The following is a 16,269-nucleotide window of genomic DNA, read 5'->3' on the forward strand; positions in this document are numbered from 1 at the left end:
CAGAGTTACTTGCGCAGCAATGCCTTCAGCACATTTTGCAAACGCCGTGCACCGGCGGCGTCGCTGGCACTGGCCAACACCTGGGCTGCATCAGCGCCCCAGGTTTGGTCTGGCGCTGGATCGTTGCGGCGCGTGAGCAATTGCAGTTGCAGCATGCGGCGAGCGGCAATGTGCTCTGCCGGAGTGGGCACTTCAGCGGCCATTTCCAAGCGCAACAGCGCCTGGGCCGCATCGCCCTTGGGCGCTGCAGACAAAGCCTGCGTCCAGGCAGAGCGAACAGCTGGCGTGACACGCCCGCCCAGATCCTGAGCGCTGGGCACCTGCGCCGCATCGCGCTTTTCCCAAGCCGACAGCAACTGGGTCAGGGCTTCGCCATGAGCCTGTGCCGCCAACTTTTTCAGCGCTTGCTGGGCATGCTCCATGGCATCGCGCTGGGCTCGGAAAGCAGCGTCCCCCAGACGAGGGCCACGGTCTTCGCGCTCTGCACGGTCGCCAAAGCGGCCTGGACGGTCATTGCGATCACCGAAACGCCCCTCCGTGCGAGGACCACGATTGGCATCGCGGTCACCAGGGCGCGCATCGCGGCGATCACCTGGGCGTGCGCCACGACCAGGGGCGGCCGGGGCTTCTTTTTTCATACCGGGTCGATCATCACCACGCACAGCCACCACTGGACGGGCCACTGGCTTGGGCGCTGCAACAGGCGCAGGGGTCGCCACGTCCTCAGAAGTTTCTGAAGAGGCCTCAACCGCTCCTTCTTTAGGAGCATCTTGCGCTGATTCAACGGGCGCTGGCGCCTGATTTGACTCATCTTTTTGCGCCGTCTCCACGGCTTGGGCTGCTTGCGCTTGTCCACGCAAAGCAGCCTCCAGGGCCTGCATGGCAGAGCGAATCTGCTGTGCGTCACCCGTGGCGTTAGCAGCCTCCAGCGCCTTGGAGGCATCCACCACCACACGGTCTCTGGCACTCAACTCAGTCACTGCGCGCTCACGGTCTGCAGACTTGCGATTGAACGCCTCATCAATCGGCTTACGGAAAGCATCCCACAGCTTTTGTTCGTGCTTGCGGTCCAGAGGCACAGACTGTGCCTCGCCTTGCCAGCGCTGCTGCAGCGCCTTGACCGCATCAATGCGCAACATGGGCGCGGCACCCAGGGCCGTAGCCTCTTCAATCATGGCATGGCGCCGGGCCAGACTTTCCTTCTGGGCTGCCTCAAACGGCGCGGCAGCGGCGGCAATGGCCTGCTTCCACAACGGCTGCAACTCGGCAAACAGCTTTTCACCGATATGACCGCTTTCGCGCCAACGGTCGCCAAACTGGTACAGCGCACGATGGATGCCCTTCCAATCGCCAGAGGCTGCATGCTGCTGGGCCCAGGCCTTGACCTCTTCGATCAAAGCCAGGCGCTGGGCCTTGTGCTCAGCAGCCTCCGCCCGGATCTTGTCCAGCCATGCTTCCACCACTTTGTGGGCTGCATTGCAGGCCTCGTCAAACTTCTTCCACAACCCGTGGTTGGGTGCGCCACCCTGGTCGGCTTGCTTCCATTGCTCACGCAGCTGGCGCAGGGTTTCCTGCATCTTGCGCCCACCCAAGGCCTGGCCTTCAGGGCGATTGAGCAGCGCTTCGGCCTTGGCCACCAACTCTTCACGCACCTGATCGGCACTCCAACGCTGCCAGCCTTCCAGCTCACCAGCGGCCACCAAGGCAGCATGCACTTGCTGCTCCAACGCGGCATCCAGGTGCTTGCCATGGACCTTCAGCACGGCGCGCAAAGCGGCTGCCGCACCCGCGCTGGCCTTGCCGTGGCCCTCGGCAGTTTCCTTTTCTAGCACGACCAGCGCTTCGCGTACGGCCTGCACCGCCTTGTCGCGCACCTCGGGAGCCACCTTGGGCTTGGCTGGACGGGCCGCCTTGGCCGCTGCGGCAGCCGCCTCAGAGGGCAGGCCCCGCGCCACACGCAACTCATCAGCCCACACAGGCACAGGCGGCAGTGGGGCATTGGCATCCTCGGCCGCCGCAACCGCTTGGGCCAGCGCAGGCTGAAATGCCTCCCACACCACCAGCAGCTGGGACTTGGAAGCATCCAACAGCGGGGGAAAACGGGCTTCCACACTGGCCCAACTGGCATCACCTGCCAGACCAAGGGCTTGCTCTTGCCAACGGGCGACATCCGCCCCCAGCAATTCCAAGGCGGCCTGCGCATCACGCCAAGATTTTGTCGATAGCACTTCAATGCGCTGTGCGAGCAATACGGCCGCTTCGCGCTGCACCTGGACACGGTGCTGCAGGTCTTCAATCACCTTGACGCGGTCGGCAATTTGCACCTTGAGCACAGACAGGGGCTCACGCGACAGAGGTGCACCTGCCTTGGCGGCATCCCGCTGCCAGGCTAAAGCGTCAGCGATATTGAGCTTGGAGGCCGCCAGCAGTGCCTGGGCTTTCTCGGCCCACTCGGCCGCGATCGCTTCTTGCCCCTTGGCCCGGCGAATCTCATCCAGACGCTCGCGCACCGCGCGGGCCGCGCCCTTGTCCCGGCCACTCAGCTCCTTGAACACCTCTTGCAGTTGCTCAGGCGCCGGCTGCGTGGTGAGCCAATCGCGGATACGCGAAGCGCGCTCACCAGAGGTCGCTGCTGAAAAAGCACCACCAGTCAGTGCGTCCAGCGGGTGCAACTCTTGGGTTTTGGCCGGGGCCGGATTCACTTCAGGGGCTTCAGACATTTTGCTGCGGGAAAAAAAAGGAAACATGGATCAATCAAAAACGAATGGGGCCTGGAGGCCAACACCCCTAGCCAGACCAGCCATGGCACCGGCCTTACAGACAGGCCATGGCAAAAGAAACTATTGTCACAGACAGGCCAACCGACCTGCGTGGGGATGATGCCCGGGCATCCGCCCGATCAACATGACATGGCACAAACACCCCCTGCCCATGCACAGCAACCCTGCTGGCCAGTGACCAGGGTCTAGGGCAACCCCAAGGGCAACAGCGCCCATTATCTATATATATGCAAAGGTACCGATTGACAGCCCCTGGAGCCGAGGAAAAACCAAAGGGGTGTCAACCACACCAAGCGCCAGCCCACAAACAAGAAAGCCCGATGAACACGGCCATGTGGCTTGCTCACCGGGCTTGACGGCTGACACAACGGTCTTTGCCATCGCTTCGCAACGCGGAGGTTCACGTCCTCGTTGCGAGGGGGCAATGGATTGCCCCCATGGGGTGCCATGAAAGCCTCGTCTGCTGCACCTAGGCACTGAATGCGGTTGGAGGGAGATTTGGCTTCGTCCGGCGATGCCTGATCTTTCAGGCGCCTCCACGTTAACAAACTACGCCAACCGCTTCAAACAGCAATTTCAATCACCACATATCAATTGATTGAAAAAATCTTTCAAACAACACCCTCCCCTCGACAAACCGAGGCCACAAAGCACTTCCTCCATCAAAAATATGGATGCAATCACAGTGTTTTTATAATTTTTATGTCTTAAATCAATTTTTGATAGTATTGACCATGAATTAAGTACCCTCCTAGAATCCGCCAGCCTTCAAAACCAAGGCTGGTAAAAACCCCAACCCGCTGCCGAACCCGGCTAAGTCAACTCTGCCAGCGTCGCAACCTGCGATCGCACCGACACAGAGTTTGATGGCGTACCAATCCAAGCGGACACCCGCAACCGCACTGCCAACACCGGCAGGCGCCCCGTGCGGAATCCGCCTCAGAAAGGAAGAGCTATGACAGCGTCAGGAAAAATAGTCTCCGGCGTACGAACCTTCGTTGCCGATGTGACCAACGGTTTTCTTGAGATCACCCACAACAGCTTTGCCCTCATCGGCTTGGCCGTTGCCTTTGTGGCCATCACTTTGACGGCCCGACCCGACCTGCGCCAAGCCGGCGAGGAGCAGCTCATGGGCTGGCTTCAGGCCCGGCAGGTCGCAGCCATTGGCATGCCCGTTGAGCCCGAGGCCAGCGAGCGCGCCACGGCCAGCAACCCCAAAGACCTGCCCAAAGAGCAGGCTGCGGTGGCCTTCTGGCTCAGCAAAAAATACAAGGTGGCAGCTGAGCCCCTGAGCGCGCTTGTGGCAGAAGCCTACGAAATCGGCGGGCGTACCAAGCTGGACCCCACGCTCATCCTCGCCATCATGGCGATTGAGTCCAACTTCAACCCCTTTGCGCAAAGCGCGGTGGGTGCGCAGGGCCTCATGCAAGTGATGACCACGGTGCACACCGAGAAGTACCAGAATTTTGGCGGTCACTTTGCCGCGTTTGATCCCGTCTCCAACCTCCGGGTTGGCGTCAAAGTGCTGCAGGAATGCATTGCACGTGCAGGCTCGATCGAAGGCGGGCTGCGCTACTACGTGGGCGCAGCCAACTTGGCAGACGACGGTGGCTACACCGCCAAGGTGATGGCCGAACATGCCCGCCTGAAGCAAGTGGCCAGCGGCCGCTCGGTGCCACTGAACGCACCAACGATGCTGTCAACCCAGGCGCCAGCGACACCAGCCCAGGCAACCCCCGCCACCTCGCGCAACACGCCTTCCGCAGCAGGGAACGACAGCAAGGTCGCGCTGCTCACGACCGGGCTCTGACAGCCCTGGTCAACGGGCCACCAAGGCACCGCCATGGCCCGCAGCGGGAGCACATTGCTTCGCACAGCCCCACAGCAAAGTCAGGCAAAGTGGCAGTCCCCAGACCTCAGCTACACTACGCGGGTACGCAACTGGCGATAGGCGCAAGGCCCTCACGGGTGTTGCCGCTGACGTGGAAACCAGCAAGAACCTGCTTCTTGTGAACCACTGGGGAGCGTGCCGCAAGGTCCCAAGACTTTGCGTTCCGCCGTTCGCCTGGGCAGCCCTTGTTTCAAGGGACACAAGTTCATAGGACTGCCAACACCATGTACGACCGCAATATTCTTGTCGAACAAACCGATCCCGAGCTGTTTGCCGCCATCCAGGCTGAAAACGCCCGCCAAGAGCACCACATCGAGCTGATCGCCAGCGAGAACTACGCCTCCCCCGCCGTGATGTGGGCGCAGGGCACCCAGCTCACCAACAAATACGCCGAAGGCTACCCAGGCAAGCGCTACTACGGTGGCTGCGAGCATGTGGATGTGGCCGAGCAACTGGCCATTGACCGCGTCAAGAAGATCTTCGGCGCCGACGCCGCCAACGTGCAGCCCCACTGCGGCGCATCTGCCAACGAAGCCGTGTTCCTGGCCTTCTTGAAGCCCGGCGACACCATCATGGGCATGAGCCTGGCCGAAGGCGGCCACCTGACACACGGCATGCCGCTGAACATGTCGGGCAAGTGGTTCAACGTGGTCAGCTACGGCCTGGACAAGAACGAAGCCATTGACTACGACGCGATGGAAGCCAAGGCCCGCGAACACAAGCCCAAGCTCATCGTGGCCGGTGCATCCGCCTACAGCCTGCACATCGACTTTGCCCGCTTCGCCAAGATCGCCAAGGAAATCGGCGCGATCTTCATGGTGGACATGGCCCACTACGCTGGCCTGATCGCTGCCGGCGTGTACCCCAACCCCGTGCCCCACGCTGATGTGGTCACCTCCACCACGCACAAGAGCCTGCGCGGCCCCCGTGGCGGCATCATCCTGATGAAAGCCGAGCACGAAAAAGCCATCAACAGCGCCATCTTCCCTGGCCTGCAAGGCGGCCCGCTGATGCACGTGATCGCAGCCAAGGCCGTGGCCTTCAAGGAAGCAATGCAGCCCGAGTTCAAGGCCTACCAGGAACAAGTGGCCAAGAACGCCAAGGTCGTGGCCGAGACGCTGACCGCACGCGGCCTGCGCATCGTGAGCGGTGGCACACAAAGCCACGTGATGCTGGTCGACCTGCGCGCCAAGGGCATCACCGGCAAGGAAGCCGAGGCCGTGCTGGGCGCCGCCCACATGACCATCAACAAGAACGCGATCCCCAACGACCCTGAAAAGCCGATGGTGACCAGCGGCGTGCGCATTGGCACCCCCGCCATGACCACACGCGGCTTCAAGGAAGAAGAAGCCCGCATCACTGCGAACCTGATCGCCGACGTGCTGGACAACCCACGCGATGAAGCCAACATCGCCGCCGTGCGCGCCAAGGTCAACGCCCTGACCGCACGCTTCCCTGTCTACCGCTAAGCCGTCAAGCCGATAGCGATCAGCGACCATGAAATGCCCCTTCTGCAGCCACCTGGAAACGCAAGTCGTTGAAACACGGGTGTCTGAAGACGGGGTGTTCATTCGCCGCCGCCGCCAGTGCGGCGCGTGCGACAAGCGCTTTACCACCTACGAACGGCCGGAAGTGAACTTCCCGGCCATCGTCAAAAAAGACGGCCGCCGCATCGAGTACGAGCGCGGCAAGCTGCTCGCCTCCTTCAACCTGGCGTTGCGCAAGCGCCCGGTGAGCACCGAGCAAATCGACAGCGCCATTGAGCGCATTGAAGAAAAGCTGCTGAACCTCGGCCAGCGCGAAGTGAACTCGGGCCGCATCGGCGAGTTGGTGATGCGCGAGCTCAAGAAGCTCGACAAGGTCGCCTACATCCGCTTTGCGAGCGTGTACCGCAGCTTTGAAGACATTGATGAGTTCCGGGCACTCGTAGACGAAGTGCGCAAGTAAGTCACCGCACCTCGCATTGGCGACCCGGGGCAAAGCTGCCGCAGACTGCACTGCAGTCATTCCACTTCTTCGGTAGCCCAGCGCCCAATTGCTACCAAATTTATAGCTGCCAGCGCTTTAACCACAAGCGATAGAGGCCTATTTGGCTTAAACCTCCAGCAAAAGCTCCAGCGCGCTTGCCGCCTGATGTGCGGTGCGAGGCAACGATCCCACAGGCATCCATCCCAGGCGGCGGGCTCACCCGGCAGTGGGCCGGGTCCGTAGACCTGGCTGCCACCACGCAGGGCGAAGCCCCTCAACCCATCAGCGCACCACCCGCTGAATGCGATCGGTGGCAGGCGGCACCACCGGGTTCTGCGCCCGCACATAGGCCTCCAGGGCATCCAGGTCCTGATCTCCCCCCAGGGTGTCACGCCCTTCAGAAAATACGGTGAACCCATCGCCCCCGCTGGCCAGGAAGCTGCTGATGGCCACGCGCACCTGGGCGCCCTCTTCCAGCGGCTTGCCGTGCATAGTCATGTGGGTGATGCGAGCCCCCGCAGGTTGCGAAAGGTCGTACCGGTAGCCAAAGCCTTCAGACACCGACAGCACCCGGGGTGCCTCTGGCCGGCTGGTGCCGCCGCTGAACTGCTGCTCCAGCACCGCGCGAATCTGAGCCCCGGTGTAGGTGCGCACCATGATGTTGTTGCCAAAGGGCTGCACGCTGAACAGCTGCCCATAGCTCAAGCGGCCCTGGGCATCAGGCACCAGGTCGGCACGCAGGCCGCCGGGGTTCATGAACGACAGCTGGGCGCCGCCCTTGTCAGGCGCCTGGGTAGCGGCCAGTTGCGCGTCGGCAATCAGGTTGCCCAGCGCGCTTTCCTGGGATGCGGCACGCGCCCGCAGCACCGGGGCGCTGGCCCGCCCCACAGGCCGCTGGGCCAGCGGCTCGGCCGCAGCGCGGTAGCGGGCCACCAGTTGGTGCACGAAGGGGTCTGCAGCGAAGGCTGGCACGGCCGGGTTCAGCGGCACCAGCCCCTGGCTGCCGGTAAAGGCCTCGCCTTGCACGATGTGGTTGTGTGCCGTCTTGCGCACCACGCGGCGGGTGCTCAGGTCCACCTGCAAAGCCACCTCGGTCACCAACGAGCCATATTGCCCCGCACTGGTCAGCAAAAATGGCCGTGAGGGGTTTACCCGGCCGTAGTCGCACACGTAGGCCTGGTGGGTGTGGCCCGACACCACCACATCCACCGCAGGGTCCAGCCGCTCCAGGATGGGCACGATGTCCCCATTGATGCCCGAGCAGCTCTGCTCCAGCACCTTGGCGTTGGTATAGCCGCCTTCATGGATGGCCACCACAATCACATCGGCGCCTTGGGCACGCAGCTGGGGAATCAGCGCATTGGCGGTGCTCGCCTCGTCTTCAAAGCGCAGGCCCTTCACCCCCGAGGGGCTGACCATGGTGGGCGTGGCCTTGAGGGTCATACCAATGAAGCCCACGGTCACGGTCACCCCGCCTTGGGTAAAGCGCTTGATGCCCGTGGCAGGCAGCAGCGGCTGTCCGTCTTCACGCAGGGTGTTGGCGGCCAGAAAGCCAAAACGCGCGCCCTCAAAGGGCTTGCTGATCTGGCACGGCTCGCGCACCGTGAACTTCTCGCAGCCGCCCCGCTGCAGGCGCAGCAGTTCCTGCCAGCCCCGGTCAAACTCATGGTTGCCCACGGCAGAAAAGTCGATCTGCATGTGGTTCACCGCTTCGATGGTGGGCTCGTCCAGAAACAGTGCCGAGACCAAGGGCGAGGCCCCCACCATGTCCCCCGCCGTGATCACGGCGTGGTGCGGGTTGCGCGACTTGAGCTGGGCGATGGCACTGGCCAGGTAGGCCGCTCCACCGGCAGGCACGCGTTCGACGCCAGCGGCACCACGGATGGGCACCGCGATGTGCGGTGGCTCCAGGTTGCCATGCAGGTCATTGAAGGCGATCAGCCCGATGTCCATCGTGGCGGCGCCAGGGGCTACCGCGCCGGGCTGCATCGCCGGGCCCGCTTCAGGGCCATGGGCACAGCCCACCAATGCGGCCGCAGCCAGCACGCAGGCCGCAGCACCCACCCATCGCACTTTGCCCGTTTGAATCTGATTCATGTCATCTCTCCCTATTCACTGCGGAAGGCGGGCAGCCAGCCGCCCCACCCTCCACGCACACACACAGGCCAGCAGGCTGCTGCCCATGGCCAGCCAGTACACCGAGGCCAGACCCAGCGCCGCGCCCACCGCGCCACCGGCCAAGGCACCCAGCACCCCTGGTAGGCCATAGGCCAGCACCGAGTACAGCGCCTGCCCCCGGCCACGCAAACGCCCTGGAAAGAACTGCGACAGCAACGCAATGCACGCCGTGTGGTGCGCGGCAAACGTCAGCGCGTGCAGCACCTGCGCAGCGCACAACACCGCCCACCACTCGCCGCCTGCCGCCGTCATGCCCATGCGCAAAGCCATGGCGGCAGCGCACACCAGCAGCCAGCCCGTCAAGGGCCAACGCGGCAGCCACCGGCTTTGGGTAAAGAACCAAACGATCTCGACCACCACCGACACCGCCCACAAAATGCCAATGGTGGATTTGGCGTAACCCAGCGCGTCCAGGTACAGCGAAAAAAACACATACACCGCCATGTGCGCCAGCACATGGAAAAACGCGGACGCAAAAAACCACCGCACCACGGGCTGGCACAGCACCGGCCACACAGGCGGGTTCAGGGTGCCGGGCGTAGCGGCCTCGGCAGCGTCTTCCTTGAGCCCCGGCAACAGCCAGGTGCTGACCACCACGGCCAGCAAGGTGCCCAGCGTCCAGCCCGGGAAATGCGCCATGCCATGGCGCTCAAACCAGGCCCCAGCCGCAAACACCGTGACCAAAAAGCCCAGCGAGCCCCACAGCCGCACCCGGCCATAGCGCCGCGCATCAAAGCTGCCACCCTGGCTGACCAGGTGCGCCATGGCGGCCTCGCTCATGGGCATCATGGCGCTGGTGTGGGTGAACATGAGCAGCAGCACAGCAGCCAGCCAGAACACACCAGCCTCCCACCACAAGCCCAGCGACACCACCAAGGCCACCGTGGCACACAAGCGCAGCCAGCGCACCCGCTCGCCCGTGTGGTCGCTGAGCATGCCCCAGCCATAGGGCGCAAACAACCGCGTGAGGGACTGCACCGACGTCAGCACGCTGATGGTGAGCAATGGCAAGCCCAGGCTTTTGAGCCACAGCGGAAGGTACGGGTTAAAGAACCCGATGTGCGCAAAATAGCTGGCCGACAGCGCAGCAAATGGCAGCAAGGGGCGGCTCGCCCAGGCCGTGCGCAGCCTGTTCATGCCTGTCAGGCCGCGCAGGCACAACGTGCCCGCGCAGCAACGCCCATGCCATCACGCCGCAAATTGCGCACAGGCCGTGCGGGTCTTCAGAGGAACGAGGCTTTGATCGGTGCCACGTCGTGCACCACATCGCCGCACTGGGCGCGGTGGCGCAGGGCATGGTCCATCACCACCAGCGCCAGCAGCGCTTCTGCGATAGGGGCCGCACGGATGCCCACGCACGGGTCGTGGCGGCCCTTGGTGATGACTTCGGTGGGGTTGCCGTGGATGTCAATGGAGTCGCGCGGGCTGATGATGGAGCTGGTGGGTTTGATGGCAATGCTCACTTCCAGGTCTTGCCCGGTGCTGATGCCGCCGAGCACACCGCCCGCGTTGTTCGAGAGAAAGCCGTTAGGCGCCATCGAATCGCCATGCGTGGTGCCCCGCTGGGCCACGCTGGCAAAGCCGGCACCAATCTCCACGCCTTTGACGGCATTGAGCCCCATCATGACAAAGGCGATGTCGGCATCCAGCTTGTCGTACAAGGGCTCGCCCAAGCCCACTGGCACGCCCGTGGCCTGCACCCGGATGCGCGCACCACACGAATCACCCGCCTTGCGCAGGGCATCCATGTAGTCCTCATACTGGGCCACATCGGCCACAGGGGCAAAAAACGGGTTGCTGCGCACGTGGTCCCAGCTCTCGAAGGGAATCTCCAGCTCACCCAGTTGCGTCATACAGGCACGAAACTGCGTGCCATATTGCTGCTGCAGCCACTTCTTGGCCACGGCGCCCGCCGCCACGGTGGGGGCCGTCAGGCGTGCAGACGAGCGACCACCGCCCCGAGGGTCGCGAATGCCGTACTTGTGCCAGTACGAATAATCGGCGTGGCCGGGGCGAAAGCTCTGGGCGATGTTGCCGTAGTCTTTGCTGCGCTGGTCGGTGTTGCGAATCAGCAGGGCAATGGGGGTGCCGGTGGTCTTGCCCTCGTACACGCCCGAGAGGATCTCCACCGCGTCAGGTTCGTTGCGCTGGGTCACGTGCCGGCTGGTACCAGGGCGGCGGCGGTCCAGGTCGATCTGGATGTCGGCCTCGGTCAACGGCATGCCGGGGGGGCAGCCGTCAATCACGCAGCCAATGGCTGGACCATGGGATTCACCAAAATTGGTGACAGCGAAAAGGGTGCCTAGGGTATTGCCGCTCATTCAAGGATTATCCCAGAGCAAACCTGTCCCGCATGCGTATCCAGCGCTTGGCAGAGCGCCCGCCAAGGGCTAGCATGGGGTACGACTCCTCCTGAGAAGCGCATGCCAGCCTCCATACTGCCCCCCGGAGACCCAGCCACCGCTGCAACGCAGCCAGCACCGGCCCCATTGCCGGAACTGGCCAATGGCCCTTTGCGCAACGCCCTGGACTGCAGCGACAACGCCATCGCCATGACCAACAGCGACCGCCAGGTCGTGTACGTCAACCACGGCTTCACGCGCCTGTTTGGCTTCAGCATGGAAGACATTCGCGGCAAATACCTCAGCAACCTGCTGCAAGGACCGCACACACAGCAAGGGCTGGCCGACGCCATTCGCAACGGGCTGCGACTGCACGGGCACTACCACGGCGATGCCCTCATTTACAGCCGCGACGGCCAGCCCCGCTGGGTGTCGATGGTGGTCAATGCGGCCGACGAAGCCGTGGGCGGACCCGGTGGGTCCATCACCGTGCTGACCGACATCACCCTCACCAAGATGCACGAAGTGCTGCAAAAGCGCGTGCTGGAGAGCATGGTCAGCGAAACCAGCCTGCCCGCGCTGATGGCCCAGGTGTGCAAAGAGGTCGAAGGCATTGCCCCCGAAGTCACTGCCTCCATCCTGGCGGTGGATGCCAACGGCCTGATCCACCCGCTGGCAGCCCCCGGCTTGCCGCCAGATATTTGTGCAGCGCTGGACGGCTTGCGCATTGGCCCCAAGGCGGGCTCGTGCGGCACCGCCGCCTACTGGGGGCTGCCCGTGGTGACCACCGACATTGCCACCGACCCACGCTGGGACGACTACCGAGCTCTCTTCCAGCCCACCGGGCTCAAGGCCTGCTGGTCCAGCCCCATCCGCGACCACCAGGGCCTGGTGGTGGGCACCTTTGCCTTCTACTTCAAAGAGCCCCGCGAACCCAACGCACTGCACCAAAGCCTGGTGCAGGTGTGCCTGCACCTGTGCGCCCTGGCCATCGAGCGCGATGCCGCACGCCAGCGCATCCACCAACTGGCGTTTTTTGACGCACTCACCGGTCTGCCCAACCGCGCCATGTTCCGCAGCAATGCCGAGCGGGCCCTGTCCCAGATGGAGCGAGACCACCAAAGCGGCGCTGTGCTCTTTGTGGACCTGGACCGGTTCAAGCAAGTGAATGACACCCAGGGCCACGCAGCGGGCGACGCACTGCTGCGCGAAGTGGCACAGCGCCTGGGCGAATGCGTGCGTGCGCAAGACGGCATTGGTCGCCTCTCGGGTGATGAATTCGTGCTGCTGCTGTCCAATTGCAGCAGCCAGCAGGCGGTGCAAACGGCCCAGCGCGTGCTGTCCAGCATCGCCCGCCCGGTGGACATCCAGGGCCAGGTCAACCTGCCCAGCGCCAGCATCGGCATTGCCATCTACCCAGACGACGGCACCGACATCGACACCCTGCTGCTGCACGCAGACCAGGCCATGTACCAGGCCAAAAGCGATCATCTGCACAGCCTGCAGCTCTTCAGCCTGGAGATGAACCGCCGCGCCCAAGAGCGCGCGGCCATGGAAAGGGCCTTGCGCCAGGCGCTGGAGCAGCGCCAGCTCACGCTGCACTACCAGCCGCAGACCACAGCGGACCCAGTGCTCACCCTGCACGGAGTGGAAGCTCTGGCCCGCTGGAGCCACCCCGAATGGGGCGCCATCTCGCCAGCCCAGTTCATCCCGCTGGCCGAAGAAACGGGGCTGATCCACCCTCTGACGCGATGGCTGGTGGACGAGGCCTGCACGCAGCTCACGGCCTGGCGCGCTGCGGGCCTGGCCGTGCCACATGTCGCACTGAACCTGTCGGGCCGCAGCTTCCACCAAAAAGGCTTTGCGCAAAGCATCAGCGCAACCCTGCTCCAGCACGGGCTCTGCGCCCAAGACCTGCTGCTGGAGATTACCGAGCGTGTGGTGATGGATGGCCGCGCCGTCACCCAGGAGAACATCGAGCAGCTCAGCCAGCAGGGCTTCAAGCTATCGCTGGATGACTTTGGCACCGGGTATTCCAGCCTGAGCTATCTGCACCGCCTGCCCATTGCAGAGCTCAAGCTGGACAAATCGTTTGTGCAAGACCTGGAACACAGCGAAACGGCACGGGCGCTGACCATCTCGGTGCTCAGCATCGCCAAAAGCCTGCACATGACGGTGGTTGCCGAAGGGGTGGAAACGCAGCACCAATGCCGCTGGCTCAAAGACCACGGCTGCGAGGTGATGCAGGGCTATTTGCTGGGTCGCCCCATGCCAGCAGAGATGCTGGCGTCGTGGATGCCAGGGGCTAGTACGGCCTGCTGCGCCTAATGCTGCAGGACAGGGACTGGGGTTACCGGTAATGACCCGCCCCACGTGGGCGGGCACCACATTGGCGCCCTAAAAACACCGTGACTTGTCAGGCCTTGGTGTCGTCCTCAGCGGGCCAGTCGCGGATGTAGGCCTTGAGCATCTGGTTTTCAAAGTTCTGGCTGTCCACCACGGCCTTGGCCACGTCGTAGAAGCTGATGACCCCCATGAGCATGCGCTTGTCCATCACGGGCATGTAGCGGGCATGGCGGTCCAGCATCATGCGGCGCACCTCGTCCATCTCGGTTTCCAGCGTGCAGGTCAGCGGCGCATCGTCCATGGCCGATCGCACCCGCAGCGTGCCCACCGAGCCCCCGTTGCGCACCACGGCCTGGATCACCTCGCGGAAGGTGAGCATGCCCACCAGGTCACCCAGCTCCATCACCACCAGCGAGCCAATGTCTTTCTCGGCCATCACCTGAGCGGCGTCGGCCAAGGGCTCGTCCGGTGTCACGGTGTAGAGGGTGTTTCCTTTGACGCGCAGGATGTCGCTGACTTTCATGGGGCAGGGTCTCCGAGGGGATGCGCGCAGCGCTGTAGGCTGCGTCTTAAGGCTGATTCCGGGTAAATATAGCCCACAATTTGCGCCCATATCGACAACATCGGAGACAGACACCTATGCCCGGATATTCAGACCCCGGCTTTGACACGCTCGCCTTGCACGCAGGCGCCGTGCCCGACCCCGCCACCGGCGCGCGTGCGGTGCCCATCCACCTGACCACCTCGTTCGTGTTCGAGTCCAGCGAACACGCTGCCTCGCTGTTCAACCTGGAGCGGCCCGGCCATGTGTACAGCCGCATCAGCAACCCCACCAACGCGGTGCTGGAACAGCGTGTGGCCGCGCTGGAAGGCGGCGTGGGCGCCATTGCCGTGGCCAGCGGCCAGGCCGCGCTGCACCTGGCCATTGCCACGCTGATGGGCGCGGGCAGCCACATTGTAGCCAGCACGGCCTTGTACGGGGGCAGCCAGAACCTGCTGCACTACACGCTGAGCCGCTTCGGCATTGAAACCACGTTTGTGAAGCCCAGCGACATCGACGGCTGGCGCGCGGCCATGCGGCCCAACACCAAGCTGTTCTTTGGCGAGACCGTGGGCAACCCAGGCCTGGATGTGCTGGACATCCCCACCATCAGCGCGATTGCGCACGAGGCCGGGGTGCCGCTGCTGGTCGATTCGACCCTCACCTCGCCCTGGCTGATGAAGCCGCTGGAGCATGGGGCCGATCTGGTCTACCACTCGGCCACCAAATTCCTCTCGGGCCACGGCACTGTGGTGGGCGGCATTGTGGTGGACGGCGGCAGCTTTGACTGGGATGGCCCACGCGCGGCAGGCCGCTTTGCCGAGCTGACAGCGCCCTACGCAGGCTTTCACAACATGGTGTTCACCGAAGAAAGCTCAGTAGGCGCCTTCTTGCTGCGCGCGCGGCGCGAAGGCCTGCGCGACTTTGGCGCCTGCATGAGCCCGCACACGGCCTGGCTCATTTTGCAGGGCATTGAGACCCTGCCCCTGCGCATGGAGCGCCACATGCGCAACACGGCGCGGGTGGTCGAATTCCTGGCCAGCCAGCCCTTCGTCTCGCGCGTGGGCCACCCCATGCTCGCATCGCACCCCAGCCACCAGCTCGCGCAAAAGCTGCTGCCGCGCGGCGCGGGCTCGGTGTTCAGCTTTGACCTCAAGGGCAACCGCGAGCAAGGCAAGAAGTTCATCGAAACCCTCAAGGTCTTCAGCCACCTGGCCAATGTGGGCGACTGCCGCAGCCTGGTCATTCACCCCGCCAGCACCACGCACTTCCGCATGAGCGATGAGGCGCTGGTGCAGGCGGGCATCACGCAGGGCACCATCCGTCTGTCCATTGGTCTGGAAGACGCGGACGACCTCATCGACGACCTGAAGCGCGCACTCAAAGCGGCAGAGAAAGCGGGGGCCTGAGCCATGTACACCACCGTCAACGGACACAGCACCTTCTGCTACACCGGCGGCAAGCCCTTCGATGCTGCCAAGCCCACCGTGGTCATGGTCCACGGCGTGCTCAACGACCACAGCGTGTGGGCCCTGCAAAGCCGCTACCTGGCGCACCACGGCTACAACGTGCTGGCCGTGGACCTGCCAGGGCACTGCAAAAGCGCGGGCGATGCCCCCGCTACGGTAGAGCAGGCGGCCGACTTCATCGTGGCGCTGCTCGATGCCCTGGGCATTGCCCGCGCTGCGCTGGTGGGCCACAGCTGGGGTTCGCTCATTGCGCTGCAGGCCGCCGCCCAGTTGGGCGAGCGCGCCACACACCTGGCCCTGGTGGGCACGGCCTACCCCATGAAGGTCTCGCCCGCGCTGCTCGAATCGGCACTGAATGAGCCAGAAAAAGCCCTGCACATGGTCAACGTGTTCTCACGCTGCTCGCTGGCGTCGCCCTCAGGCGCCGGGTTCTGGGTGTTTGGCGCAGGCATGGCGCTGGGGCGCAAGGTGCTGCGCAGCAATCCCACCGTCAACGTGTTCCACCGGGGCTTCAACGCCTGCAACACCTACGCGAACGGCGAACAGGCCATGGCGCAAGTCACCTGCCCGGTGCTGTTTGCGCTGGGCGAGCAAGACCAGATGACCCCGCCCAAAGCGGCGCAGACCCTGGTGAAGGCCGCCCAGGCCGCAGGCAAAGCGGTGCAGATCCGCCACCTGCCCAGCGGCCACCACCAGATGACCGAAGCCCCTGAGGAGACGCTGACAGCGCTGCGCGATTTTCTGGCGCAGTAAA

At 63.9% G+C, this 16,269-nt stretch carries 11 protein-coding genes and 1 riboswitch; of the genes, 6 read left to right on the forward strand and 5 right to left on the reverse strand.

The window, feature by feature from the left end; genetic code table 11:
• Positions 1-5 precede the first annotated feature (5 nt).
• Positions 6-2,747, reverse strand: coding sequence for a DUF349 domain-containing protein (locus CLU86_RS11595; protein WP_099741705.1), 2,742 nt, complete (start codon positions 2,745-2,747; stop codon positions 6-8).
• Positions 2,748-3,735: 988 nt separating this feature from the next.
• Here CLU86_RS11595 and CLU86_RS11600 point away from each other — a divergent pair.
• The 3 genes from CLU86_RS11600 to nrdR all read left to right on the forward strand — a co-directional run bounded on the left by CLU86_RS11600 (position 3,736) and on the right by nrdR (position 6,618).
• Positions 3,736-4,590, forward strand: coding sequence for a lytic transglycosylase domain-containing protein (locus CLU86_RS11600; protein ID WP_099741706.1), 855 nt, complete (start codon positions 3,736-3,738; stop codon positions 4,588-4,590).
• 117 nt (positions 4,591-4,707) lie between these two features.
• A riboswitch (ZMP/ZTP riboswitch) is annotated at positions 4,708-4,858 on the forward strand.
• A 37-nt stretch (positions 4,859-4,895) separates the two neighbouring features.
• Positions 4,896-6,140, forward strand: coding sequence for a serine hydroxymethyltransferase (gene glyA / locus CLU86_RS11605; protein ID WP_099656215.1), 1,245 nt, complete (start codon positions 4,896-4,898; stop codon positions 6,138-6,140).
• A 28-nt stretch (positions 6,141-6,168) separates the two neighbouring features.
• Positions 6,169-6,618, forward strand: coding sequence for a transcriptional regulator NrdR (gene nrdR / locus CLU86_RS11610; RefSeq protein WP_044402746.1), 450 nt, complete (start codon positions 6,169-6,171; stop codon positions 6,616-6,618).
• Between the two features lie 303 nt (positions 6,619-6,921).
• On the opposite strand, the gene CLU86_RS11615 is transcribed toward nrdR, so the two are convergent.
• The 3 genes from CLU86_RS11615 to aroC form a co-directional block, all read right to left on the reverse strand.
• Positions 6,922-8,736: a bifunctional UDP-sugar hydrolase/5'-nucleotidase gene (locus CLU86_RS11615; RefSeq protein WP_099741707.1), complete on the reverse strand. Its 1,815-nt coding sequence runs from the start codon at positions 8,734-8,736 to the stop codon at positions 6,922-6,924.
• Positions 8,737-8,751: 15 nt separating this feature from the next.
• On the reverse strand, positions 8,752-9,954 hold the full coding sequence (locus CLU86_RS11620) for an MFS transporter (RefSeq protein ID WP_099658733.1): 1,203 nt from the start codon (positions 9,952-9,954) through the stop codon (positions 8,752-8,754).
• An 86-nt stretch (positions 9,955-10,040) separates the two neighbouring features.
• Positions 10,041-11,138, reverse strand: coding sequence for a chorismate synthase (gene aroC, locus CLU86_RS11625; RefSeq protein ID WP_099656217.1), 1,098 nt, complete (start codon positions 11,136-11,138; stop codon positions 10,041-10,043).
• A 102-nt stretch (positions 11,139-11,240) separates the two neighbouring features.
• Between aroC and CLU86_RS11630 the strand changes: the two genes are divergently transcribed.
• The gene (locus CLU86_RS11630; RefSeq protein ID WP_099741708.1) at positions 11,241-13,487 is read left to right on the forward strand and encodes an EAL domain-containing protein; all 2,247 of its coding nucleotides are present in this window, start codon (positions 11,241-11,243) and stop codon (positions 13,485-13,487) included.
• A gap of 88 nt (positions 13,488-13,575) precedes the next feature.
• Here CLU86_RS11630 and CLU86_RS11635 read toward each other — a convergent pair whose 3' ends face one another.
• Complete coding sequence (locus CLU86_RS11635) at positions 13,576-14,028, reverse strand: CBS domain-containing protein (RefSeq protein ID WP_099656219.1); 453 nt, start codon at positions 14,026-14,028, stop codon at positions 13,576-13,578.
• 116 nt (positions 14,029-14,144) lie between these two features.
• Between CLU86_RS11635 and CLU86_RS11640 the strand changes: the two genes are divergently transcribed.
• Together CLU86_RS11640 and CLU86_RS11645 are read left to right on the forward strand one after the other, a co-directional pair.
• The gene (locus CLU86_RS11640) at positions 14,145-15,455 is read left to right on the forward strand and encodes an O-acetylhomoserine aminocarboxypropyltransferase (RefSeq protein ID WP_099741709.1); all 1,311 of its coding nucleotides are present in this window, start codon (positions 14,145-14,147) and stop codon (positions 15,453-15,455) included.
• Between the two features lie 3 nt (positions 15,456-15,458).
• Entirely contained in the window at positions 15,459-16,268 is an 810-nt protein-coding gene (locus CLU86_RS11645) for an alpha/beta fold hydrolase (RefSeq protein ID WP_099741710.1), read from the forward strand.
• Position 16,269: the final 1 nt, after the last annotated feature.

Source organism: Acidovorax sp. 62 (assembly GCF_002754495.1).
Lineage (GTDB): Bacteria > Pseudomonadota > Gammaproteobacteria > Burkholderiales > Burkholderiaceae_C > Acidovorax.

What these genes read in the sequence shown, in the direction of transcription:
- nrdR (WP_044402746.1), top strand. Translation starts at nt 6,169, where the DNA reads ATGAAATGCCCCTTCTGCAGCCACCTGGAAACGCAAGTCGTTGAAACA.
- CLU86_RS11620 (WP_099658733.1), bottom strand. Translation starts at nt 9,954, where the DNA reads ATGAACAGGCTGCGCACGGCCTGGGCGAGCCGCCCCTTGCTGCCATTT.
- glyA (WP_099656215.1), top strand. Translation starts at nt 4,896, where the DNA reads ATGTACGACCGCAATATTCTTGTCGAACAAACCGATCCCGAGCTGTTT.
- CLU86_RS11595 (WP_099741705.1), bottom strand. Translation starts at nt 2,747, where the DNA reads ATGTTTCCTTTTTTTTCCCGCAGCAAAATGTCTGAAGCCCCTGAAGTG.
- CLU86_RS11640 (WP_099741709.1), top strand. Translation starts at nt 14,145, where the DNA reads ATGCCCGGATATTCAGACCCCGGCTTTGACACGCTCGCCTTGCACGCA.
- CLU86_RS11635 (WP_099656219.1), bottom strand. Translation starts at nt 14,028, where the DNA reads ATGAAAGTCAGCGACATCCTGCGCGTCAAAGGAAACACCCTCTACACC.
- CLU86_RS11645 (WP_099741710.1), top strand. Translation starts at nt 15,459, where the DNA reads ATGTACACCACCGTCAACGGACACAGCACCTTCTGCTACACCGGCGGC.
- aroC (WP_099656217.1), bottom strand. Translation starts at nt 11,138, where the DNA reads ATGAGCGGCAATACCCTAGGCACCCTTTTCGCTGTCACCAATTTTGGT.
- CLU86_RS11630 (WP_099741708.1), top strand. Translation starts at nt 11,241, where the DNA reads ATGCCAGCCTCCATACTGCCCCCCGGAGACCCAGCCACCGCTGCAACG.
- CLU86_RS11600 (WP_099741706.1), top strand. Translation starts at nt 3,736, where the DNA reads ATGACAGCGTCAGGAAAAATAGTCTCCGGCGTACGAACCTTCGTTGCC.
- CLU86_RS11615 (WP_099741707.1), bottom strand. Translation starts at nt 8,736, where the DNA reads ATGAATCAGATTCAAACGGGCAAAGTGCGATGGGTGGGTGCTGCGGCC.